This window comes from Mongoliibacter sp. (assembly GCF_007692705.1).
Lineage (GTDB): Bacteria > Bacteroidota > Bacteroidia > Cytophagales > Cyclobacteriaceae > Mongoliibacter.
Genome location: NZ_REBN01000170.1, coordinates 1 through 23,945, shown reverse-complemented (window position 1 = coordinate 23,945; position 23,945 = coordinate 1). Strand labels below are relative to the sequence as shown.

At 39.6% G+C, this 23,945-nt stretch carries 22 protein-coding genes; 6 read left to right on the top strand and 16 right to left on the bottom strand.

What is annotated here, in order from left to right:
* Nucleotides 1-69: 69 nt before the first annotated feature.
* On the top strand, nucleotides 70-3,753 hold the full coding sequence (gene purL / locus EA341_RS11780; protein ID WP_293014552.1) for a phosphoribosylformylglycinamidine synthase: 3,684 nt from the start codon (nucleotides 70-72) through the stop codon (nucleotides 3,751-3,753).
* An 8-nt stretch (nucleotides 3,754-3,761) separates the two neighbouring features.
* Here the strand turns inward: purL and zupT are convergent, their stop codons facing one another.
* The gene (gene zupT, locus EA341_RS11775; RefSeq protein ID WP_293014550.1) at nucleotides 3,762-4,589 is read right to left on the bottom strand and encodes a zinc transporter ZupT; all 828 of its coding nucleotides are present in this window, start codon (nucleotides 4,587-4,589) and stop codon (nucleotides 3,762-3,764) included.
* Nucleotides 4,590-4,895: 306 nt separating this feature from the next.
* On the opposite strand from zupT, the gene EA341_RS11770 reads away from it, so the two are divergent.
* The gene (locus tag EA341_RS11770; protein WP_293014548.1) at nucleotides 4,896-5,480 is read left to right on the top strand and encodes a DJ-1/PfpI family protein; all 585 of its coding nucleotides are present in this window, start codon (nucleotides 4,896-4,898) and stop codon (nucleotides 5,478-5,480) included.
* Nucleotides 5,481-5,507: 27 nt separating this feature from the next.
* Here the strand turns inward: EA341_RS11770 and EA341_RS11765 are convergent, their stop codons facing one another.
* From EA341_RS11765 to pdeM, 8 genes are all read right to left on the bottom strand, one after another.
* Nucleotides 5,508-6,167 (bottom strand): 3-oxoacid CoA-transferase subunit B, encoded by a 660-nt coding sequence (locus EA341_RS11765; RefSeq protein WP_293014546.1) that lies wholly within the window; start codon nucleotides 6,165-6,167, stop codon nucleotides 5,508-5,510.
* A 388-nt stretch (nucleotides 6,168-6,555) separates the two neighbouring features.
* Nucleotides 6,556-7,254, bottom strand: a complete 699-nt coding sequence (locus EA341_RS11760; protein WP_293014544.1) for a CoA transferase subunit A — start codon at nucleotides 7,252-7,254, stop codon at nucleotides 6,556-6,558.
* 16 nt (nucleotides 7,255-7,270) lie between these two features.
* Nucleotides 7,271-8,203, bottom strand: coding sequence for a bifunctional riboflavin kinase/FAD synthetase (locus EA341_RS11755; protein WP_293014542.1), 933 nt, complete (start codon nucleotides 8,201-8,203; stop codon nucleotides 7,271-7,273).
* Nucleotides 8,190-8,873 carry a tRNA pseudouridine(55) synthase TruB gene (gene truB / locus EA341_RS11750; RefSeq protein ID WP_293014541.1) on the bottom strand — a complete coding sequence of 228 codons (684 nt, stop codon included), beginning with the start codon at nucleotides 8,871-8,873 and terminating at the stop codon, nucleotides 8,190-8,192. Before truB ends, EA341_RS11755 begins: the two co-directional genes overlap by 14 nt.
* 1 nt (nucleotide 8,874) lies before the next feature.
* Nucleotides 8,875-9,669: an undecaprenyl-diphosphate phosphatase gene (locus EA341_RS11745; protein WP_293014539.1), complete on the bottom strand. Its 795-nt coding sequence runs from the start codon at nucleotides 9,667-9,669 to the stop codon at nucleotides 8,875-8,877.
* Nucleotides 9,670-9,672: 3 nt separating this feature from the next.
* Nucleotides 9,673-9,882 (bottom strand): DUF3098 domain-containing protein, encoded by a 210-nt coding sequence (locus EA341_RS11740; RefSeq protein ID WP_293014537.1) that lies wholly within the window; start codon nucleotides 9,880-9,882, stop codon nucleotides 9,673-9,675.
* A gap of 2 nt (nucleotides 9,883-9,884) precedes the next feature.
* Nucleotides 9,885-10,775 (bottom strand): permease-like cell division protein FtsX, encoded by an 891-nt coding sequence (locus EA341_RS11735; protein WP_293014569.1) that lies wholly within the window; start codon nucleotides 10,773-10,775, stop codon nucleotides 9,885-9,887.
* 51 nt (nucleotides 10,776-10,826) lie between these two features.
* Entirely contained in the window at nucleotides 10,827-11,492 is a 666-nt protein-coding gene (gene pdeM / locus EA341_RS11730; RefSeq protein WP_293014535.1) for a ligase-associated DNA damage response endonuclease PdeM, read from the bottom strand.
* Nucleotides 11,493-11,630: 138 nt separating this feature from the next.
* Here pdeM and EA341_RS11725 point away from each other — a divergent pair, with 138 nt between their 5' ends.
* Nucleotides 11,631-12,068 (top strand): DUF2147 domain-containing protein, encoded by a 438-nt coding sequence (locus EA341_RS11725; protein ID WP_293014533.1) that lies wholly within the window; start codon nucleotides 11,631-11,633, stop codon nucleotides 12,066-12,068.
* A 24-nt stretch (nucleotides 12,069-12,092) separates the two neighbouring features.
* Here EA341_RS11725 and EA341_RS11720 read toward each other — a convergent pair whose 3' ends face one another.
* A complete protein-coding gene (locus tag EA341_RS11720; RefSeq protein ID WP_293014531.1) occupies nucleotides 12,093-12,377 on the bottom strand; it encodes a TIGR03643 family protein in 285 nt (94 codons plus the stop codon).
* Between the two features lie 40 nt (nucleotides 12,378-12,417).
* Between EA341_RS11720 and EA341_RS11715 the strand changes: the two genes are divergently transcribed.
* A complete protein-coding gene (locus EA341_RS11715; protein ID WP_293014529.1) occupies nucleotides 12,418-13,887 on the top strand; it encodes a cryptochrome/deoxyribodipyrimidine photo-lyase family protein in 1,470 nt (489 codons plus the stop codon).
* Nucleotides 13,888-13,900: 13 nt separating this feature from the next.
* Here EA341_RS11715 and EA341_RS11710 read toward each other — a convergent pair whose 3' ends face one another.
* The 3 genes from EA341_RS11710 to EA341_RS11700 are packed head-to-tail and all read right to left on the bottom strand — an operon-like array spanning nucleotide 13,901 to nucleotide 18,013.
* The gene (locus tag EA341_RS11710; RefSeq protein ID WP_293014527.1) at nucleotides 13,901-15,106 is read right to left on the bottom strand and encodes a hypothetical protein; all 1,206 of its coding nucleotides are present in this window, start codon (nucleotides 15,104-15,106) and stop codon (nucleotides 13,901-13,903) included.
* Between the two features lie 28 nt (nucleotides 15,107-15,134).
* Entirely contained in the window at nucleotides 15,135-16,793 is a 1,659-nt protein-coding gene (locus tag EA341_RS11705) for a hypothetical protein (RefSeq protein WP_293014525.1), read from the bottom strand.
* A gap of 17 nt (nucleotides 16,794-16,810) precedes the next feature.
* Entirely contained in the window at nucleotides 16,811-18,013 is a 1,203-nt protein-coding gene (locus tag EA341_RS11700) for a hypothetical protein (RefSeq protein WP_293014523.1), read from the bottom strand.
* A 778-nt stretch (nucleotides 18,014-18,791) separates the two neighbouring features.
* Between EA341_RS11700 and EA341_RS11695 the strand changes: the two genes are divergently transcribed.
* Both EA341_RS11695 and EA341_RS11690 read left to right on the top strand, forming a co-directional pair.
* Entirely contained in the window at nucleotides 18,792-19,199 is a 408-nt protein-coding gene (locus tag EA341_RS11695; protein WP_293014520.1) for a hypothetical protein, read from the top strand.
* A 9-nt stretch (nucleotides 19,200-19,208) separates the two neighbouring features.
* Nucleotides 19,209-19,697, top strand: coding sequence for a Dps family protein (locus tag EA341_RS11690; protein ID WP_293014517.1), 489 nt, complete (start codon nucleotides 19,209-19,211; stop codon nucleotides 19,695-19,697).
* Between the two features lie 57 nt (nucleotides 19,698-19,754).
* Here EA341_RS11690 and EA341_RS11685 read toward each other — a convergent pair whose 3' ends face one another.
* From EA341_RS11685 to EA341_RS11675, 3 genes are all read right to left on the bottom strand, one after another.
* Nucleotides 19,755-21,929 (bottom strand): penicillin acylase family protein, encoded by a 2,175-nt coding sequence (locus EA341_RS11685; RefSeq protein ID WP_367127378.1) that lies wholly within the window; start codon nucleotides 21,927-21,929, stop codon nucleotides 19,755-19,757.
* A 609-nt stretch (nucleotides 21,930-22,538) separates the two neighbouring features.
* Entirely contained in the window at nucleotides 22,539-23,324 is a 786-nt protein-coding gene (locus EA341_RS11680; protein ID WP_293014510.1) for an SDR family oxidoreductase, read from the bottom strand.
* Nucleotides 23,321-23,821: a dihydrofolate reductase gene (locus tag EA341_RS11675; RefSeq protein WP_293014505.1), complete on the bottom strand. Its 501-nt coding sequence runs from the start codon at nucleotides 23,819-23,821 to the stop codon at nucleotides 23,321-23,323. The genes EA341_RS11680 and EA341_RS11675 overlap by 4 nt, the downstream gene beginning before the upstream one ends.
* Nucleotides 23,822-23,945 lie beyond the last annotated feature (124 nt).

Below are 23,945 nucleotides of genomic sequence, written 5' to 3'. Positions count from 1 at the left end.
TATTTCTTTAATCTTTTCACCCAAATAGTTACCTTTGCAGCTTCTCAAAAAGGCTTCAAAAAACAGCACATGATCCTCTTTTTCCAATCCCCCAATGACCTGATTTATGCAGTTCAGGCTAAAAACCCATTAAATACCCAAGATATAGACAAACTTACCTGGCTCTTTGGAGGAGCGGAAGCTCTGAAAGACGGGCATATGAAGGGTACTTTTGCAGGACCAAGAAAGGAAATGATTACTCCCTGGTCCACAAATGCCGTAGAAATCACACTCAATATGGGGGTTCTGGGTATATCAAGAATAGAAGAGTTTTATCCGATCAGCAAGAAGGATAAAATAGATCCTATGCTTCAAAATATTTACGAAGGATTGACTCAGGAAATTTTTGATATTGACTTGGCACCGGAACCAGTGGTGCCTGTAGAAAATATCAAGGAGTACAACCAAAAAGAAGGCTTGGCTTTGAGTGTGGAAGAAGTCAGCTATTTGGAGGATGTCAGTAAGCAGTTGGGTAGACCTTTGACTGATTCTGAAGTTTTTGGTTTCAGTCAGGTGAATTCAGAGCATTGTAGGCACAAGATTTTTAATGGGACTTTCAAGATTGATGGGAAAGAAAAGGAAATGACCCTTTTCCAATTGATTAAGGAAACATCAAAAAAACATCCGAATAAGATTGTTTCAGCATATAAAGATAATGTAGCTTTTGTAGAGGGACCAAAAGCACAGCAGTTCGCACCCAAAACCCAAGACAAGGCAGATTTTTTTGAAACAGAGGATATTGATACTGTTATTTCCCTCAAAGCGGAAACCCATAATTTCCCGACTACCGTGGAGCCTTTCAACGGTGCAGCAACCGGTTCAGGTGGAGAAATCAGAGACAGGCTTGCAGGTGGTACAGCTTCTATTCCCTTGGCAGGCACGGCTGTTTACATGACTTCCTACCCCAGATCGGAAAAGGGGAGAAGCTGGGAAAAAAATCTTGAAGAAAGAAAATGGCTTTACCAGACCCCAATGGATATCCTTATCAAAGCTTCCAACGGAGCCAGTGATTTTGGGAATAAATTTGGTCAGCCCCTGATTTGTGGTTCATTACTGACATTTGAACATGAGGAGGACGGTAAAGCACATGGTTTTGATAAAGTTATCATGCTTGCCGGTGGGGTTGGTTATACCCGAAAGGAATATGCCAAAAAGAATGAGCCAGGTAAGGGAGATAAAATCATTGTCATGGGCGGTGACAATTACCGAATAGGAATGGGAGGAAGTGCTGTTTCTTCTGTAAATACAGGGGAATTCAGCAATACTATTGAGTTGAATGCTGTTCAAAGATCTAATCCTGAGATGCAAAAGCGTGTTGCCAATGTCATTCGTGCAATGGCAGAAAGCAAGGAAAATCCGATTATCTCTATTCACGATCATGGTGCTGGAGGACACTTAAACTGTCTTTCTGAATTGGTGGAAAGTACTGGTGGAACCATTCACCTGGATAAACTCCCTGTGGGTGATCCAACCCTTTCAGCCAAGGAAATCATAGGAAACGAATCCCAGGAAAGAATGGGCTTGGTTGTGTCCGGAAAAGATGTGGAAATGTTGCAGAAAATTTCCGAAAGGGAAAGGGCTCCTTTCTATGTTGTTGGAGAGACCAGTGGTGATATGCATTTTAAATTTGAAAATGTAAAAACAGGTGAGAAACCAGTGGACTGGAATCTTACATATATGTTTGGCAGCAGCCCCAAAACCATTTTGGAAGACAGTACTTCCAAAGCGACTTTTAGTGAGCTGGAGTATTCTCCGCATCAAATCAAGTCCTATATAGAAGAGGTTCTTCAACTCGAGGCTGTAGCCTGTAAAGACTGGTTGACCAATAAAGTAGATAGGTCTGTAACAGGCCGTGTGGCCAAACAGCAGACAACGGGAGAAATCCAATTGCCCTTGAATGATGTTGCCGTTATGGCATTAGATTTTACAGGAGAGAAGGGAATATCTACTTCTATAGGTCATGCCCCAGTAGCAGCTTTGGCTAACCCAGAGGCCGGTTCGAGACTGGCAATAGCTGAGTCTCTTACAAACTTGATCTGGGCTCCGATCACAGATGGTTTGGCAGGAATATCCTTAAGTGCGAATTGGATGTGGCCTGCTAAGAATGAGGGTGAAAATGACAGACTTTATCGTGCTGTGGAAGCGGTTTCTGACTTTGCCATTGCTTTGGGAGTCAATATTCCTACAGGAAAAGATTCCCTTTCCATGACGCAGAAATACCCAGGAGGTAAAACGGTATATTCTCCCGGTACAGTCATAATTTCCACAGTTGGAGAGTGTTCCTCACCCATTTCTGTTGTTTCGCCGGATCTTAAGCCTGTCGAAGGTTCTAAAGTGTATTACATTGATTTCTCCAAAGACAGTCTGAAACTTGGAGGCTCCAGTTTTGCACAATCCCAAAACAAAGTAGGGAATGAAATTCCGGATGTGAAGGATGCGCACTATTTCAGTCAGGCATTTATGGTAGTCCAGAGACTTATTGAAAAGGGTGAAATTCTTGCAGGACATGATATTTCATCTGGGGGTATGATTACTGCTTTATTGGAGATGTGCTTTCCGAGTTCAGAGGTTGGGCTTAAAGTAAAATTGGACAGACTAAAAGAAAGTGACTTGGTCAAATCCTTGTTTGCAGAGAATCCGGGGGTATTGATACAGGTACAGAATCCGGAGCGGACGAGGGCGGTTTTGGCAAATTATGGCATTGAATACGCTTCCATTGCTGAGGTAACCCTAGATGGTAAAGTCGTTATTGACCAAGCTGGATTGACTCTGGATGTTGCGGAGTTAAGGGATACTTGGTTCAAATCCTCTTATTTACTGGATAAAAAGCAAAGTGGAGAAAAACTAGCCCTTCAAAGGTTTACCAATTATAAGAATCAAAAACTCCACTATAATTTCTCAGAAAATTGGCAGGGAAACCTAGACACTTTTGTTTTAAATCCTTACCGAAAAGAAGTCAGTGGAAAGAAAGCTGCGATTATTCGTGAAAAGGGAGTCAATGGAGACAGAGAGATGGCTTATGCCCTTTGGTTGGCTGGCTTTGATGTGAAAGATGTCCATATGACAGATTTGATTGCCGGAAGAGAAAACTTGGAAGATATACAGATGATTGTTTTTGTGGGTGGTTTTTCCAATTCAGATGTTTTGGGTTCTGCCAAAGGCTGGGCTGGAGCATTTTTGTATAATGAGAAAGCCAAGGAGGCCTTGGATAATTTTTATGCACGTAAAGATACGCTGAGTTTGGGTGTTTGTAATGGCTGCCAGTTGATGGTTGAACTTGGTTTGATTACGCCTCAGCACGATATAAAACCAAAAATGTTGCACAATGAAAGCCATAAGTTTGAATCGGCATTTGTAAATGTGGACATTCCTGAAAATGATACGGTGATGTTTGGAAGTCTTGCAGGTCAAAGACTTGGTGTTTGGGTGGCACATGGAGAAGGTAAGTTTAAGCTGCCTTTGGAAAAAGAGGCTTATCATATAGGAATGACCTACAGTTATCAAGGTTATCCCGGAAATCCAAACGGGTCAGATTATGCTGTAGCCGGTATTGCTTCTGAAGATGGAAGACACTTGGCTATAATGCCACATATCGAAAGATCCTTAAAACCATGGAACTGGCCATACTATCCAGAAGAGAAGAAAAACGAGGAGATTACCCCTTGGGTAGAGGCATTTGTGAATGCTTATAAGTGGGTTGCAGACCATTCATAAAAGTACGGTCAAGCCAACAAAGCAATACTCAATCCCATAATTCCAAAACCGGCTATCAATCCCCACTTGCTATGGGATTTATGGCCGGTTTTCTGCGCTTGAGGGATAAGTTCAAAGAAAGCTACATAGACCATGATGCTGGCAACAAATACATTGACTACATCAAAAACATCGGGATCTACATTTTCAAAAAATAAAAAATATGCAATACCCGCGCCTATTGGTTCCGATAAACCTGCTCCCAATGTGACTAAAAGTGCTTTCTTTTTACTTTTGGTGGCATGGTAAATCGGTAAGGCAACGGCTAGCCCCTCAGGAATATTGTGGATGGCTATCGCGATGGCTATTCCGATTCCGAGATTGACATCCTGAATCGTAGTCAGAAAAGTGACTAAACCTTCAGGAAGGTTGTGTACAGCTAAAGCTATAGCAGTAACTATTCCTGTCCTGTAAAGCCCTTTTGCTTTTTGGGAATCAATCTTTTCTGAGCCTATTTCAGCCAGGTTTTCTTTTGAAATATTGAATTTTCCGGCTAGCCAACTCATCAGCAAACCCAATAATCCGATAATAATCAATCCACCTATGAAATATAAGGTAACCCTGAGATAGGCTTCTGATTCATCTTCATACTGTTCTTTGAAGGTATCCAAAGCACCGTAGATCAATTCAACAAATGATATGTATATCATTGCACCAGCCGCTAATCCAAGTCCAAATGCCAAGTAGCGGCTTTTACTGGCATGCCTGCTGAAAGCAGCCAAACCTCCGATCCCTGTGGAAAGGCCAGCCATTGTAGTCAGGACAAAAGCATATATGAGGTTATCGTCAAATTCCATTTATTTATAAAAATTCAATTTCAAAATACTTCTATTTATCAATTCAACCCAGCCTCCTATAGTCGGAAATACTATTTTTTATGATTAGCCAACTTTCCTTCAGTTGATTGATTTAAGTTTAACATCATATTGGAGTCAATTTCAAAATGCCCATTACATTTTCATCGGGTACCATATAATTGACATCTGGCAAAATATTCTATTTGTTAATCTCCAATCTCAAAGTGTTACCACATATAATTTACTCTCCTATCAATTTGTAATTTTGAGATTTGAGTTAACTTTCTATAAATATTTACAAAAACCATGACAAAAAAGAAGCATACTGTTGTTATTTTATTATTTGAAGAAGTGGAAGTATTAGACTTTGCAGGTCCATTTGAGGTTTTTTCTGTTACCGCTGAATTGTCGGGATACACACTTTTGGATGTCGTAACTGTCAGCAAAACCGGAGGGGTAATACGTGCCAAAAACGGTCTTAGGGTCATTCCTGACCATAGTTTGGAGTTGGTTCAGCACGCAGATATCCTTATTATTCCGGGAGGGGATGGGAGTAAAGCCATGATTGAGGATCAAATAGTGCTGGATTGGATAAAAAAACTTTCTTCTAATTCCCAAGTCACTATGTCGGTGTGTAGCGGTGCGAGAATTTTGGCCAAACTGGGGTATTTGGATGGGAAGGAGTTTGCCACCCACCAATCTGTTTATGAAGATGTGTTACAGTTGACTCATAATGGCAAAGCAGCCAGGGACAGCCGCTTTGTGGATTTAGGGCAAATAATGACCGCTGCCGGAGTGGCTGCGGGAATTGACCTTTCTTTACATATTGTTCAGAAAATCTTTGGGAAGGAAGTCAAAGAGAGAACCGCGAAGTATATGGAATACCAATAGCGGTTAACATTGTTTAGATTTTAAACCTCAATCGAATTTCATTTCTGGGATTTCACCCTCAACAACCAATTTGCCTGCTGTTTTTTCCTTGATTTCTTCCACACTTACTCCTGGAGCGCGTTCAATCAGTTTAAAACCGCCTTCTGGTAATATATCCAAAACAGCAATATCAGTCACTATTTTCTTGACACATCTGATGCCGGTGATAGGAAGAGAGCATTTTTGCAAAAGCTTAGATTTCCCATCTCTGCTACAATGCTGCATGGCAACGATAATATTTTCGGCAGATGCCACCAAATCCATGGCACCACCCATACCTTTAACCATTTTGCCTGGAATTTTCCAGTTGGCAATATCTCCTGTTTCAGAAACTTCCATCGCTCCAAGAATAGTCAGGTGAACATGCCCACCTCTAATCATGGCAAATGATTCTGCAGAGTTGAACAAAACAGAACCTTTGGCCATGGTAATGGTTTGCTTACCTGCATTGATAAGGTCAGGATCTATTTTATCCTCTGTAGGGAAGGGACCTATTCCTAAAAGACCGTTTTCTGACTGCAATACCACTTCAAGATTATCAGGAATATAATTTGCCACCAATGTGGGAATGCCAATGCCTAAGTTGATATATTGCCCATTTTGTACCTCTTTGGCAATTCTTTGGGCGATTTGATCTTTGTTTAACATATCTATAAGTTTTTTGGGTCTATTTTTTAGTTAAAATTTGATGATATAAAGCAGAGATACAATAGAAATATGGTAGAAATAAAATAGGTATAAGATGGAAGTAATTTTGATAAATAATGGATATACAATAGAAATAAGGTTGAAATACTTTAGAAATACAATTGAAATATGATTAAGTAATCAAGGTATATACCTTCTAATCCAACCTGATCTAGAAATTTATATCGCGAAGCATATATCTTTTAATATCGCGCAGCATATATCTATTTATATTTAATATCCTTATTCCTTTAGAAAATGTTTAATTCCACTAATCCGACCTGATCTAGAAATTTATATCGCCGAAGGCATATTTCTATTTATTTCACGAAGTATATATCACCGTAAGTTATCTCTTCGACACCGTCCTTTGCTCAATCCGCTTTTCATAATCTTTTCCCTGGAAAATGCGCTGCACATATATTCCCGGTGTATGTATGGCATTGGGGTCCAGCTCTCCTGCAGGGACCAACTCCTCCACTTCGGCTATAGTGATTCTACCAGCAGCCGCCATCATTGGATTAAAGTTTCTTGCGGTGCCTTTAAAAATAAGGTTACCTGCAGTATCTCCTTTCCAGGCTTTGACAAAAGCAAAATCAGCTTTCAGCCATCTTTCCAGTAGGTATAATTTCCCTTCAAACTCCCTGATTTCTTTACCATCTGCTACTTCTGTTCCTACTCCTGCAGGCGTGAAAAAGGCCGGAATTCCAGCTCCTCCCGCTCTCACTCGCTCTGCCAAGGTGCCTTGAGGGATTAATTCTACTTCAAGTTCACCGCTAAGCAACTGTCTTTCAAACTCAGCATTCTCACCTACATAAGAAGAGATCATTTTCTTGACCATTTTCTTTTTGAGCATCAGGCCTATGCCAAAATCATCAACTCCTGCATTATTGGAGATGCATGTTAAGCCACTGAGGTCTTTTTCCAGCAGTGCTTGGATGCAGTTCTCGGGAATTCCTGAAAGTCCGAAACCTCCCAACATCAACACCGAATCAGAAAATACATCTGCTACGGCCACTTTTGCATCGGCTACAGTTTTATTGATCATACAATATCTATTTTGGTTATACTTGGGTCAGGATACGCTTTGCATCCTTTTTGTCTTGACTCAATTGGTTTTTCAAGGCATCAAGTCCAGAAAATTTCACCTCTGGCCGGAGGTATGCTTTTAAATGGACACAAACTCTTTTATCATAGAGGTCACCTTCGAAATCAAAGAGATTGACCTCAATGGTCTGACTTTCTCCATTGACAGTAGGCCTCATACCTATATTCAGCATGCCATTGTAACGTGTGCCTTCTACATACACTGTTACCGCATATGCACCACCGCATGGAATCAGTTTATAGTCATGGGGGACATGGATATTTGCCGTTGGAAAGCCAATAGACCGACCTAGCTGCTGTCCTTTGATGATGATGCCATTGAGTTCATAATCTCTGCCAAGGTATTCATTGGCAGTACGGATGTCTCCTTCCTCCAAGGCCTTGCGGATTTTGGTACTGGATACTCCAACGTTGTCTACGTCTTCACGGGAGATTTCCTCCAGTTCAAAATGGAATTTATTAATATTATCTTTGAGGTATTGGAAACTTCCCTCTCTGTTTTTGCCAAACCTATGGTCATATCCTATGACCAATTTACGGGTTTGGATTTTATCTATGATTATTTTTTGGATAAACTCTTCTGAACTGAGATTTGAAAACTCTTTTGTAAAAGGAATGGTCAACAAATGGTCAACTCCGAAGTTTTTGAGTAAGCGTGACTTTTCCTCAAAAGTTGAAAGAAGTTTTAACCTGTGTTCGTTTGGATACAATACCATTCTAGGGTGAGGCCAAAAAGTGATCATCACTGTCTCACCGCCAATTTCTCTGGCGATATTCTGTATTCTTTGAAGGATTTTTTGGTGCCCAAGGTGTACCCCATCAAAGGTTCCGCTTGTTACCACCGGGTTGATGACCGGTTCAAAATGTTCTATTCCTTCATAAATTTTCATCCTTCCGAGATTTGATTTTTTCAATCAGTTGCTCAAGATCATCTGCTTGATCCAACGTATACTCTCCAATTCGGGTACGGCATAAAGAAGACATATAGCCACCTACTTTCAGGATTTCTCCCAAATCCCTGGCAATGCTCCTGATATAAGTGCCTTTGGAACATATAATCCTAAAATGAACGGTGGGGTTTTCGAATTTTGTGATTTCAAACAATGAAACCCTTACCGGTCTTGCTTCCATTTTGACCTCATGGCCTTTTCTTGCTGACTCATACACCCTTTTACCATCTACTTTAATGGCTGAGTGCATGGGTGGAATCTGCAATATATCACCAGTAAGTTGACTGGCCGCTTCCCTCACCTGTAATATGCTGATATGAGAGGGATCAGCTACTTCTACAATTGGTTTTTCCAGATCAAAGCTTTCTGTAGTTTTCCCAATTACAAAAATGCCGGTATACTCCTTTTCCTGTCCCATAAAGGACTCTATGGACTTGGTTTTTTTTCCTGCACACACAATCAGCAAACCTGTCGCTAAAGGGTCCAAGGTACCGGCATGCCCGACCTTTTTGATTTTTAGTGCATTTCTCACCTTTTTGACCACATCAAAAGATGTCCATTCCAAAGGTTTATTAATCAAAAATACTTCTCCGTATGGTTCTTCCTGCATATTATAAATATAGTCCAGCGAAAATGGCTATCAGTCCCACGATAGAACAATATATGGCAAAATAGGTAAGTTTACTTTTTCTTACCAAAGCAATCATCCAGGTGCAAGCAAAATACCCGGATACAAAAGCTGCCAGAAAACCAAAGGAAAGGTATCCAAAACTCTCTACATTATAAGTGAGAGCCCCGTCAAGAATATCCTTGGCTATTTTTCCAAAAATCAGCGGAACTACCATTAGAAAGGAAAACCGTGCTGCTTTGGTTTTGTCTATGCCTAAAAGAACTGAGGCGGAAATAGTAGCACCTGATCTTGAAATTCCGGGAAGCATGGCTACAGCTTGTGCCAAACCTACAAGTACAGCATTCGGAAAGCTGACAGGTTTTTCAGTATTCTTGGCTTTGTCAGCCAAAAACAACAGTAGGGCAGTCACCAAAAGCATGAAGCCTACAAAAACAATTTGACCTCCAAAAAACTGTTCCAGTTGTTCTTCAAAGAACAAACCTATGATAACAGCGGGAATCATAGAAAGGACAATCTTGCCTACAAATTGGGTCTCTTCATTCCATTTGAATTTAAAAAGTCCTTCCAAAAGAATGACAATATCTTTTCTGAAAACCAATAGGGTAGCCAGTGCTGTGGCAAAATGAAGTACCACGGTAAACATCAGGCTTTCTTCTGGGATTTTCTCATCTCCAATTATAGCAGAAGCCAATTCCAAGTGTCCGCTTGAAGAAACGGGCAAAAACTCGGTCAATCCTTGAATGATTCCAAGGATGATCGCATCAATGATTTCCATGAATTATTTGTTTTCTGTTTTGTGAAAAATGGCGTAAAACTGAAAAAGAAAGCCTGCCAAAGTTACGATTGGCCCAAGTACTGTTCCCAAGACCCCAAAACCATGTGGTTCTTTATCGAGTCCTATTATGGTAAAGCCAAGGATGATGATCCCCAAACCAATAAGCATGAGGACGTAGTTTTTTTTGGTAAATGCAAAATGAGGATTAGCCATGATTAGTATAATTCGTCCAAAGACATGTTTAAGTATTTATTTACGGCCTGCAGCGTACTGAAGACGGATAGCAGGGCTCCAATGATGATCAATGCTCCAAAAAGGTAATACAGTAAGGTGTAATCCTGAAGCATGGCAAAGCCATCAATATTGGCTTTCGTATATTCAATTATTCCGAATAGTAAAAAGGAAGCGATACACCCAGCAATTATGCCAAAACCTAAGGCACGTCCTAGGAAAGGTTTTCGGATAAAGCCTCTAGTAGCCCCTACCAGTTGCATGCTACGAATGAGGAATCTTTGTGAGAAAAGGGCAAGTTTTATAGTGTTGTTGATCAACATCACCACAGTAAAGATCAGAATCAGGATAAATCCCCCCATGACCAAAGCTACCTTAGTCAGGTTTTGGTTGATGGATTCCACCAAATCTGCCATATAAGTGACTTCAAAAACCCCGTCAATGAGCTGAATCTCTTCTACCAACTCCTCAATCTGCTCGGCTGTCTGATATTCCTCAGCTATAGCGATGGTGTAACTGTCCCTCAAGGGGTTGTCATCCAAAAACTTGGTGAAATCTTCCCCTGTATCTTCAAGAAAGGAAGCCGCTGCCTCATCCTGTGAAATAAATACCAATGAAGGTTTGTCTTCTTTTTGAAGAACGTAGGGTTTGGATTCAATTAAATCACCGATTTTGGCAATTTCCTGATCACTGAGATTTTTATTGAGAAAAACCTGCACCTCAATATTCTCCCGAATGATACTTGTGAGTGTTTTGGCCTGAATAACGATCACTCCAAAAAGTCCCACAATAAAAAGGGAAAGTGTGGTGCTGAACAATACTGAAACAAATTTAAACCTTCCTAATCTGGTTTTCTTTCTTGGATTTACCCTCATATTCCTTTTGGATTCTGCCAAAATTAAACAGCTTGGTTTAGTAAACCAATCTTATTCTTTGAAATCAATTGCAATTACTTTTTTATCTGCCACCACATAGGCTATATCACCTTCCTGAACCTTCATCGTCGCCAAGCCGGTAAATCTTCCAAATGCAGGCATCACCAATTGGTTTTGACGGAAGAAAAAACAGGCAGCCTTCAATTGTTGCCTACCTTTTCCTCTTAGACTTACCCCAGGATGGATATGGCCACATACATTTAACAACCCTTCTTGAATCATCTCTAACGGTTCGTGACTGAGCAATAAACGCTCTAAAACCAGAGTGGATTCATGAACTTGCCATAGTTCTGAACGGTATATTTCAGCAGGTAGTATGTCATGATTGCCTTTGATGAGATGAAAAGAAATCTCCGGAAAATATTCTAAAAAAACCTCCAAGTCATTCCACGAGGTATTCCAGTCACTGTGAAAAAGGTCACCAAGAAAATAAACGGTCTCGGAAGGATAGTCATTTAAAAGCTTCTGGATTTTGATAAAATCATTTGTGTGTACACTTTCTGGTACGGGTACTCCTGCTTTTCTAAAATGAGCAGCTTTACCAAAATGAGGGTCTGCAATCAATAAAGCTTTTGATTTTGGCAAATAAATGGATTTTTCTGGTAAAAGCTGTAATTCTTCTCCCTCCCAATGGATTGATAATTTTCCTTGTGACACTCTCTTTATCCTAATATTTGTTAATATCCGTGATTTACCAGCATTCTTTCAGACAAAATGAAACATTTCAAACTTAATCTGACTTGTAAAAGTATTACATATCATGAATAACAAACCTCTAATGTTAAGAATAATTGTATGAAGAAGATAATATTGAGTATATGCTTTGGAATTTTTATGTGCTGTATGTCTTCCGTTTTTGCGCAAGATTCAGATGCAATATTAGGGGAATGGTATACCACCGAAAAAGATGCGAAAATTGAGATTTTTAAAGATCAAGGGAAATACCATGGTAGGATAATCTGGATGGAGGAACCGGAAATTGACGGTGAACCTGTGCTTGACAATAATAATGTTGATAAAAGTAAAAAGGGAAGACCTATCATGGGGATGCGCTTACTTAACGATTTTAGATTCAATAGCGGAAAGTGGGAAGATGGCACCATCTATGACCCAAGAGATGGTAAAACCTACTCCTGCACCATCAAAAAGAAAGACGATCAAACTATTGAAGTCCGGGGGTATGTGGGTGTTTCTCTGATAGGAAGAACTGTAGAATGGTATAAGGCTGATTGAGAAAAGTCAATTCCTTCTCAGGTATTATTTCTTGCTGATTTTATTCATACTTATATTTCTCTGCATGCGTGATTTAAAAGTGTCCATCTCTTTGGGAGCTTTGGAGGCATGTTTGGTAGCTCGTCCTTGCACCCTTTTGCGCCACATTTTAAAAGAGCTTTCCTTCATCTCCCTACGCATCAGCTTAATAACTTCCTTTTCACTGACCCCAAATTGAGCTTCAATGGCATCGAATGGAGTACGGTCCTCCCAAGCCATTTCTACAATTCTGTCTATTTCTACTTGATTCAATTCCTTTGATTTCTGCATTTTTTAAAAACTTTGAAAGGATGACTTTGTTTAATTCCCGATGCAGAAAGTAAACGTCATTTGGCTGAAAAGGGACCTTAGACTACAGGATCATGAGCCGTTAAAAAAAGGAATTGAGGCAGGCCTGCCATTGGTGTTGCTCTATTGTTTTGAGCCTTCATTAATTCAGGCTGCGCAAAGTGATATAAGGCATTGGAGGTTTGTTTGGCAAAGCATCCAAGACCTGAATAATAAATTAAAGTTTTTCGATACACAGGTACATGTTTTTTTTAGGGAAGTGGATGAAGTATTCTCTATACTTCTGGGGAAATATCAAATCGAAACAGTGTTTTCTCACCAGGAGACAGGGATTGGGATTACTTTTGAGAGGGATTTATTAATGGCTGAATTTTTCCAATCAAATGGAATAGTTTGGAAAGAATTTCAGCAGCAGGGAGTTCTTAGAGGAAGAAAAGATAGGAAAAACTGGTCAAAGGACTGGTATAAAATGATGTCTAAACCGCTTGAAAATCCAGAATTGGGAAAAAGTAATTTTTACACCTTGCCTAAAGAGCTGATGATGAATTCCAATGCTGAAAATATCCCGGAAGCTTGGAAGGTTATCGATTCCAAGATGCAACAGGGTGGGGAAGATTTGGCGCATAAATACCTGAATTCATTCCTTAAGGATAGGGTTCGCAATTATAACAGACATATCAGTAAACCCGAACTTAGTAGGAGGGGATGCAGTCGTCTTTCTCCCTATATCGCTTGGGGAAATATTTCCATAAGGCAGGTTTATCAGGCTGCAGAAAAGAGGAAGAAAGAGAAATTTCAGGTTAGGAACTTCACCAATTTTCAATCAAGGTTAAGATGGCACTGCCATTTTATCCAAAAGTTTGAAATGGAATGTACAATGGAATTCAAAAACATCAATCAAGGTTTTGACCTGATGGAAAAACCCCTGGATGAAGTAAAAGTGCGGGCGTGGCAAGAAGGTAGAACGGGATTCCCATTGGTGGATGCCTGTATGCGTTGTTTGGTGGAAACCGGTTATCTGAATTTCAGGATGCGTGCCATGTTGGTTTCTTTTTTAACACATCACCTATTTCAACATTGGAAAAGTGGATCTGCGCATTTGGCCAAGCAGTTTTTAGATTTTGAACCGGGTATTCATTATCCACAATTACAGATGCAGGCTGGGGTAACAGGTATCAATACCGTAAGGATCTATAACCCCGTAAAACAATCCTATGAACATGACCCAGAAGGTGTTTTTATTCGAAAGTGGGTTCCTGAGCTTCAGTCGCTTCCCAATGTGCTGATACATGAACCTTGGAAAATTACGGGGATAGAATCTGCCATGTATGGAATAGACATAGGAAAAGATTATCCCTTTCCCATAGTGGATCTGGAGAAATCAGGCAAGTTTGCCCGTGAGAAAATCTGGTCTGCTCAAAAACTTCCGGAGGTGAAAAATCAGGCCTCCATAATTTTGAAAAAACATACCGTACCCAATAGGTGGCCTTAATTGTATGATAAACCTATCGTTTGACTTTTGACATCCAGTCTCCCCAGGAAAGTGCAATCCTGCTACTCAAAATCCCGATCAGACCTGCAATGACCAAACCTTTTACCAGCTCAATTCCCATACTTGTATACAAAGGATGGAAAATATAGCGGTATGGAGAATCAGGATTGGCAAAATAAGGGAGAGAGTACCTCCCAAAAAACCATCCTCTTCCATATTCGGATTGAAGTAATTCTGAAAAATACCATTGCGAGGGGAAGAAGCTGAGTAGAAACCCAGCCGAAATCATTGCTGCTAAAAGCCATTTATTTGTGTCTCTGTATTTATGGATAATCACATCTATCGCAACAGCAGGAACAATCAGGATCAAAGGGAAATGAAATGGTTGAAACCTGGTGATGAAATTATAAACAGGACTGAGTTTGGGTTCTGCTGGGAAGAGAGGCAATATCCAGACCATAGCAGCCATCAATAAAGTATATACTACAGCCATTTTTGTAGCTCCCCATCGGTAAGGAGACGCAAAAGCTACTGATACCATGAGTAAAGGAAAAGCTGCCATGGAAATCTGATAAGCCAAAGTCCCATGAAGTTTGCTGAGCATCAGATATTCTGCAAAGAAGGTATAACCCATTACAAGTAGAAAGCCGGAACTCAGGGCATAAAGCCAATGTAAGTGTATTCTTACCTGATTTTTGAGATTTGATCCAAGGCGGTTTTGTACGGCCAATACGGAAATCAGAGCTCCAAACTGAATCATGATCATTCCCAAGCCCAATACTGCGTGTGGAGGAGAAAGTATTTTCACATCCAAGCCATAGCTGTTGTGCCACCAGTCATCAAAAGGTGCAGAAGTCAACATGGCAAATGCTCCCCATATACAGAACATTGCACCAAGACTTCCATGAAAAATACCCCAAAATCTAATATTTCCACCTTTCTCTTCCTCGCTTCCCCAAAAACTTGTTTTCAATACATTTATTCCTGAAAATAGACCGGCAATCAATGCACCTATATAAATCGCAATGTGTGGAGGAGAAAAAAGCCCATCCCTACCAACGCTCATGTGCCAGGAAATATCCCATTGCAAGCCTATGGCAATGCATAGAGAAGCAATGACCGAGGCATAAATATAGGTGGGGATCACTCTTATAGAATCAGTTTTTTCAACTGTTTTTATCTCTTCTTTGATCAAGGTTGCCGTGATATTGGTTTGCATTTTTTTTCAGTTTATCCCCTTATTTTTTTCAAATAACTTCCACATCAAAAGCACCATTGACAATTTTACCGTCAATTTTCACCTGGATCCATAGCCTATAATTTCCCTCTTCGGGAAAGGCATAGGGAAAACTGACCATGGTATGTTCTTGGTGCTCCTCATCCAGCCATTCATAGTGTATCATGTCGCCCATCAGTAAAGAATCCCGTTCTACTTCGGGTAAAGCATCCAGGTAGGATATTACTTGATCTATGCTATCTTGGAAGCTATAAGCTGTAGGGAGATTTTGAAAGCCAACCGCTCCGCTATTGAATCTGTTTTCAAGGGCTTGTTGGGAACCCATAGAGTAATTGCCGGTTGGATGCAGGTGAATATATACTGAACCATCATGTTTGAGGACTACGGCATGTCCCATCATACCCAGATAAGGTTCCAATAATGCAGCCTCTCCATTAGGGTCAAATAATGCGAAATTAAGGTTGTAGAGCTTTCCCGCTTCAAATTTGTCATTTTCTGTTTCCCATACAGCAGAAAAGCCGTTGGGTAAAGGAGTCTTGATGCCAGGTTTGCCACAGATCATGATATCTCCGTCCAAGGTACTTGATTGGTTGGAAATGGGGTTAGAAAAGGTATAGGTATCGTCTCTTCCTAAAACCACTTCTTTTTGAGCAGCCAGTTGAAAATCTTCAGATTCCGGAACCTGGAGATCGCTGATTATGGTTTCAGAAAAACCCGTAAACCTGGTAATATCCGCAAATACATGATATTCTCCCGAAGGTAAAGGAGGAAGCTTTACCTCATAATTCAAGCTGTCAAGCCTTTTGGGATGCAGGTGGGCAAACACATCCAAATCTCCTTTTCTAATCAAAAACATATGCATCAGCTTTCCATGGTCGGGAACCATGTAAGAGATTTTTCGGGTAATTCTACCCTGCTTAAGGGTAGTAGAATCTATTGTCATCAGGAGATAATTCCCCTCTGACTTTTGTTGAAATTCGGAGTTGGCCTCTATGGGTTTGAACATATTCCCCTGATAAACTTCAGCTTCTGCATCCCACCAGCTTTTTCCACCCCATAGCAGTAAAAAAATAATTATAGATCCAATAGCCGTACCAATGTATTTTCTTTTGGCGAGTCTATGGTCTCTTGGGACACCTGGTTCCCGAAGGCTGTCACCCATGGAAGAGGCTATGATCGTGACAAGCAAAATAACCAAAAACACTCCCAAAATGGATAAGGCAATGCCCAATTCCAAGGGCATATCATTTTGCGCAGTTGGCATGGCCATTACAGGGATAATGGCTTCATATGTGTCATTTCCATCCTTTAAAACCAATTGCACAGAGGAAGTGCCAGACTCCATAAACCACATTTCCCCTTCGTATTTACCTTTTTCATCTTTCACGGCAATAAGAGGGTCTGCTGTGGGTGTTCCCTGAATACCTGCTGACCAATACACTGGCCTGGCTTCGATAGAGATGCCTTCTGGATTTTCTGGTAAAATAACTGTGACCAGAGCAGTACCCGGCACTACTGCTGGAGGATTGATGTTGGCCAATACGCGGTAGGGACCTAATAAACCTTCAAATATTACCCCAGGACTTCCTACGTGTGAAGAAAAAATGAAGAGTAAGCCTATTACCGTAAAGCACTTTAGCGTGTGTTTAAATATTTTTTTTAAATACATTGGTCTTTTGTTTAAACTTACCTCTTTATTTGTTTCATCCAGTTTCCCCAAGAAAGCGCAACCCTGCTTGAAGCAATTCCTAACAAAATGGCGATCCCTGCACCTTTGATGATTTCAGGAGTGGTAGAAATAAGATTTGGGTGGAATGTATACCTGTAGGGGTAGTCTGGATCAGAAGCATAGGTCCAGCTGAACCTTCCAAAAAACCAACCCCTAGCAGCTTCAGTGGTAAGGAATTCTGCAAAATACCATTGAACTGGAAGAAAAACCAAAACAAACCCCAATGCTAGAAGTCCTGATAAGGCCCATTTATTCATGTTTTTAAACTTTAAGAGAATGATATCAATGAGCAGTGCCGGAGCGATAAGCATTAGTGGAAATTCAAATGGTTGCATAACAGAAACAAAGTTTCTGATAGGACTCAATTTAGGCTCTGCAGGAAAAAGTGGTAAAATCCATACCATTGCGGCCATCAGTAATGTGTAAGCAATAGCCATTTTGGTTGCTGCCCATCTGTATGGAGCTGCATAGGCTACTGAAACCATGAATAATGGAAATATGACAGCTGCTATTTGGTAAGAGTAAATACTGTGCATTCTCATGAGAAAAAAGTATTCGGAAAAGATTACAAAAACCATCACAAGTAAAAAACCAGAGGACATCGCATACATCCATTGCATATGCATGACAGTACGCTCATGCGCGATTCCTTTGAGCCTGTTTTGTAGAGATGTAACTGAAACTAAAGCTCCAAACTGAATCATTACTATACCCATTGCCAGTAGTGCGTGTGGCGGAGACAATATTTTTACATCCAATCCATACGTATTGTGCCACCAATCGTCAAAAGGTGCTGAAGTCAACATGGCGAAAGCTCCCCAAATACAGAACATAGCCCCCAAAGAGGCATAGAAAATTTTCCAGAAATGTATGCTGGATGATTTCTCCTCAGCACTGCCCCAGAAGCTTGTTTTTAGAACTTTGATGCCTGAAAAAACACCTGCAATGACAGCTCCCAGGTAAATGGCAATATGAGGCGGTGAAAACAAAGTATCACGACCTACGGTCATGTGCCAGGAAATATCCCAGATCAAGCCCACTGCGATGCAGAGTGACGCGAAAACTGAAGCATACACGTAAGTGGGGATCTGTCTTACAATGGACGTGGATTCTTTTTCTAACGGCTTATCTAGTACCGCCGAACTTAATACTGCTTTCATGGTAAGTGGTTTTAAAAGAACAATTTATGTAAAAATGTAATACTTTTTGTGATGAGAGTTTGAAAATATATGACTGCTACCATAAGACTTATCTAAATCCCTCAGTTCAGACAAAAGCGTGAAGCTTCAGAAGATCATCAAATTAATACCATTGAAAAAAGATTTTTTTATATCCAGAAGGGAAAGCCTCAAGTATATTAAAGATGGCCTTACCACTTGAAACTGTATGTTAATGGAATTGATCATCAATGTAAGCGCCAATCTATCTTGCATAGGATTTCCCTTTTTGGGGAATTTTTTCTTTTAATATTACTTTAAAAATTCATTTACAAAGATTGACACTTTTTTGCTTATTGATTTGAACATTTAAAATCAACTTTAAATATTTCCAAAATCACATAAGTCCTCATTCACTTTAGAGACAAAAAACAACAGGCATAGGGAGTATTAATTTTAATAATATTTTTCGTTTAAACTTCCCAAGTGAAATTTATATTTAGAATTTTAAATTCTTAATTAACTGAATAACAATATTTTATTCTTTTTAATATGCAGGTTAATATGATTTTCAGAAATGCAAGTTATGGTGGTAAGCGCCATTTTTTATTTTTAACTTTCACATTCCCATTCCTATTTACAAAACTTTTATAATGTGAAAAAAGGGAAACAAAACCTCGCGGAACAAGTTGATAAAGTATGCTTTTAATGATTTTTGGTACAAAACCTGCATCATAAATCTTGAAGTTTTAAAGCGCTTTAAATACCAAATTTTCCCGATATGTTTGATCTAGAAAAAAACGAAATTAAATTTCTTTACAATAGCAATACCCTCGCAGATAAAGAGGCTTACGGGTACGTTATAACGCTTGAAAATTATAAAATCAACGAACTAGACATATACAAGAATGATTTGACACCTACCCAATTGTCAGAATTGGCAAAGAAAATGAATGTTAAAGTAATTGATCTGTTTGACGAAAAGTCTGATTTTTTCAAAGAAAATATAAAAGGAAAGGATATCAGCGACCACGATTTGTTGGATATTTTGGTAGAAGAAAAATCTGCGCTGAAAACTCCCATATTGATCACAAATTCTTCAGTGAAAGTGATAGAATACGCAAGGGAGATCATCAGCATGGACTTGGCCTTTAAGGAAACTAAATTTAAAGACGAACTCAATAAATAAACTAGAACCATGAAAACAACAGATAAGAGAGTATTTAAAAAATTAGGATATAAAGAAAATGAATCTGAAAAAATCGTTGAATCTCTGAATAAACTTTTAGCAAATTATCATGTGCATTATCAGAAACTCAGAAACTTCCATTGGAATGTTACAGGAAGTGATTTCTTTGATCTACATGAAAAATTTGAGGAACTGTACAATGAAGCGAAAGTAAACATTGATTTGGTGGCAGAAAGAATTCGTGTTTTTGGTATGACACCTTTCAGTTTGATTACAGATTATCTCGAACACTCTGATATCAAAGAAGTAGGAACTGATCTTTCATCTAAAGAAATGGTTGACGAGGTCTTAAAGGATTTTGAAATACTCAATGATAACCTTGATGAGTGTGCGAAAAAGGTAGCTGAACTGGGTGATTCTGCAACCGAAGATATGTTAATCGCTTTCATCAAAGACATAGAGCTTCATCATTGGATGTTAACCTCTTTCCAGAAATAAGAATAAAAAAAGCTTCTGAAATTTTTCAGAAGCTTTTTTTTGATTAAACCCAACGCATTATTTTTGACCTGGATTATAGCGCCTGCGTTCATTTTTTTTGACATCTTCTTTGTAATAATGTACGTCCTTGAAGATTCCTTCGGCATATAGTTCGGCTTGATCTACAAAATGAGGTGAAAATGGATTGCCGCTTTGACCACCTGCCAGCAAGCTTTTTGCCTTGACTTTATCTCCAAATTCCACTACTGCCACAAAGCTGTTGCCTACATTTCCGTACCACTTTTTAGTATTGGGATATGACCTACTACCATAGGCGGCCAAAGATCCCCACAGTGATGAATTGTAACCAATTGGCAAACTCGGTAATTCATCAAAAAACTGTCCCTGAATTTCGTTGGTAACTCTTTGAAAGCGATTGATCTCTCCCCAGGCTGTGTTCCAAGTTCCAAAGTCTTCTTCTAATTTATCAATAGCTCTTTCAAATGCATCAATCATTTTTTGATCATCCATATTTTCTGCGATAAAATCGAAGATATAAGCATCCCAGGGTCTATCTAAACTCCTTAATTCTGCCATCAACTGATTTCCCCAGAATACTGCCAAAGAGGTTCCTACTGATGAAACACCCGTTTTAAGGTCCCACTGGGAGATAGCATTGATTGGTTTTTTCAACTTCAATTTTTGATCATTTTCCTCAGGAAGTTTTTCATAAGCATTTAAAAGTGCAGGAATAATTGGTTCAAAAGCCATCAAAGTTGGCTCATATCCAACATCCTTTGTAAGGGATTCCATAGTATAATCCTTTTTCCCAGTCATTATTCTCACGGCATTAATGCCGCGGGCATTTTCCAAATCCCAGGCCATATACCCAGGATAATCTGCCTGAACAGGACTGTAAGGCCCTGCTGCCGTAAATGGTGTAGAGTTGCAGTTTTGTATCCATCCGTTTTCGGGATTTTCAATGTAGATCATTTCATCCACTTCATGCAGTCCCTTCCAGTCAGTTTCAGGATTGCTTCCATCCACCACGCCTCTCCAACCAAATTTTGGATCTCTTACAGGAATGAAATTTCCATGGTAATAGACAATATTACCATCTCTGTCTGCATAAACTGTATTGTTAGAAGAGTTGGTTTTTAAATCCATAGTAGCCTTAAACTCTTGGTGATTTTTGGTTTTAGTCCTTAGATAAGACTGTGTTAAGGCTTTCTCTCTCTCCACCATCAATGCTATCGCTACCCACTTCCCGTCTTCTTCTCGGATTACAGGACCGTGATGGCTATAATAAACAGTGAATTCTCTTTCAAGTATTTGATTACCGTCTCTATACTTGGTCAGTACCTTTTTTTCTTTCAGCGGTCTCCATTCCCCACCAAATTTATAATGATAGCTGTTATTCCTTTTTTCTACTGTTAAAGCAAAATGGTCAATGGCATCGGCTTTACTAGAAGTATGCATCCATCCATTATATTCATTAAATCCCTGATAGATAAAAAATTGTCCCCAAGTAACAGCACCATAAGCATTTAATCCCTCTTCTGAGACCATATGGACTTCAGGACGAAAATAGAATGAGGTATGAGGGTTGATAAATAGTAGCGCATTTCCTGATTTAGAGAGTTTGGGAGCTATTGCAAAACCATTAGAACCTCTAGGTTCCTCGTCCCAATCCCTTTCCTGATAGACCAATCCGGTATGAGATTCTTTGTCGTAGAAATCTTTCAAGTCATTGACGGAGATGGTTTCAATATCACCGCCTATACTTCCTTCCGAAAAAGTCAATGCCATCCAAGGTTCAAATTTGGTCAGAAGTTTGGGTTTCACGTCTGGATGAGTGTGCAAATAGTAGTTGATACCATCTGCCCAGGCATCCATTAGGGATTTGAGCCAGTCAGGGGAATTATGATATTCTTCTTTGACTACGGCTTCATCGATATACATTTTCATCCTCAAGTCAGCATAAAGTTCTTTGATACCCTCAACTTCTGCTTTTCTGCCTAGCGAGAAAATATAATTGGACTCAACCCTGTTGAAGTCGTCTTCGCATTGGGCATATATCATTCCAAAAACAGCATCTGCATCAGTTTCGCCATAGATGTGAGGTATACCGTATTCATCTCTTATTATTTCTGTTCGGGAAGATCTTTCTTTCCAGCGGTCAAGGTCATTTTGTGCTATGGCTGGCAGAAGAACTGTAAAAAGTGCCAGAACAAATAAAACTCTTCTCATCATATTTTGGGTGTCTTTGTTGATCTGCTAAAATAGGAATATCAGGACATCAATCAATCAATAATTACGGAAATGGGAAATCTTAATAGCCTAAGGTTGCAATTTACCCTGTTGTTCGAATGCGAACAACGTTTGTAATGTTTTTGAACATCTGCTTTAGTGATATGGGGCTCACACTATGTTATAATTGATAATTGGCATTGGCTGAAAAATTGTAAATACTAAAATAAAAAAACCAGCTATGCTTACTTTCCTACTTTGGTTGATTCTCGCAATTCTTTGTTGGCCCCTGGCTATTTTGGCTTTATTTCTTTACCCTTTAATATGGTTGCTCTTGTTACCGTTTAGATTATTGGGTTTTGCCATTGACCTTTCTTTTTCCTTTGTGAAAAATCTGATTCTGTTGCCTTTTACACTTTTGGGTATGAGGAAGGTATGAAAAGGGAGCCAAGAGACTAGAAGCGAGAAACTAGAAGCGAGAGACGAGATACGAGAGATTAGCTAGAGCCAAGAATCAACCTGCTCCAAGTATCGGATAACCTCAAACATCTTCCCGGTAACACCGATAATTGGGGGAATTAAAATCTAAAATCTAAAATCTAAAATAACCAACTACCTCACCTTTGCTTTTTTGATTATTTTGGAAAAAACAGAGGGCAGCAACCTTTTGAGGTAGACGGCAAACCTTTCTTTCCCTCCAATTAAGACTTCTTCTTTTTTGGACTCCATAGCTTTAAAGATAGCCTTCGCACAGTCTTCTGCTGACATTCCTTTGGCTTGAGCTTCATCCATTTCATTGAGTGGGCTACCATCACCTGTTAATGCATTGACTGATACCTGTGTGCTGATGAACCCTGGACAGATCATTGTTACGGCTACATTGTCTCTGAAATGCTCTGCTCTTAAAGAATCAAAAAAACCATGTAAAGCATGTTTACTGGCAGCATAAGCAGAGCGATATGGAGAACCAAATTTCCCAACCAGGCTACTTACTACTCCAAAGTGACCGGATTTATTGGTAATAAAATGAGGCAAAATTGCTTTGCTGAGGGAAACAGTGCCAAAGAAATTGACCTCCATAATTTTTCGGTCAACCTCCAGCGTAGTATCTGCTGCAAGAGATCTTTGACTTATACCTCCATTATTGATAAGCACGTCAACCTTTCCGAAAGCCTGAATAGCCAATTGGGCTTTTTCCAACATGCTGTCAGCATCATTCAAATCCAGTGGCAATACATATATGTTTTTTTCAGAACCATTCTCCATACGGAACTTTTCAAGAGCTTCTTTATTCCTTGCAGATATGATGACTTTATGGCCATTGGCAAGGTATGTCTTGGCGAGTGCTTTGCCAATACCTGAAGAAGCTCCTGTGATCCATACTATTTTGAAGTTCATGGGTTTACTTTTTTGTAAGTCACAAATTCAAAGTTGTATTCATTTTTATCATCTTTTTTAAAAGATTCAGCGGCTGTCTTTTTCCATTGTTTAGGATTTATTTCGGGAAAAAATACATCCCCCTCAGGCCTTGCTTCAACTTCTGTCACCAGAAGCTCATCACAGATTGGTAGTGCTTGTTTGTATATTTCAGCACCACCAATGATGTAGACCTGATCCAAATGTTTCCCAATGCACAATTGAATGGCTTCCTGCAGAGAATGACACACCTTATGTCCTTCGGGAAGCTGAAAATCAGGATTTCTGGTAATCACTATGGATGTTCTGTTTGGTAATGGCTTTCCTACAGACTCATAGGTTTTTCTACCCATGATAATATGATGTCCGGAGGTAATTTGTTTGAAGAGCTTTAGGTCTGAAGACAGTCTCCAAATCAATTGGTTGTTTTTGCCAATGACATTGTTTTTGGCTTTTGCGACAATGATGGATATTTTCAAAATAATAGGAGTTTGGGATACAATATAACACAGATAGGTCGAGAATGACAAGCAAATCAAGTCTGCTAAAAAAAAATCCCGAAGTGCATGAATTCCTTCGGGATTTTAAGATGGGGTAAGAAAG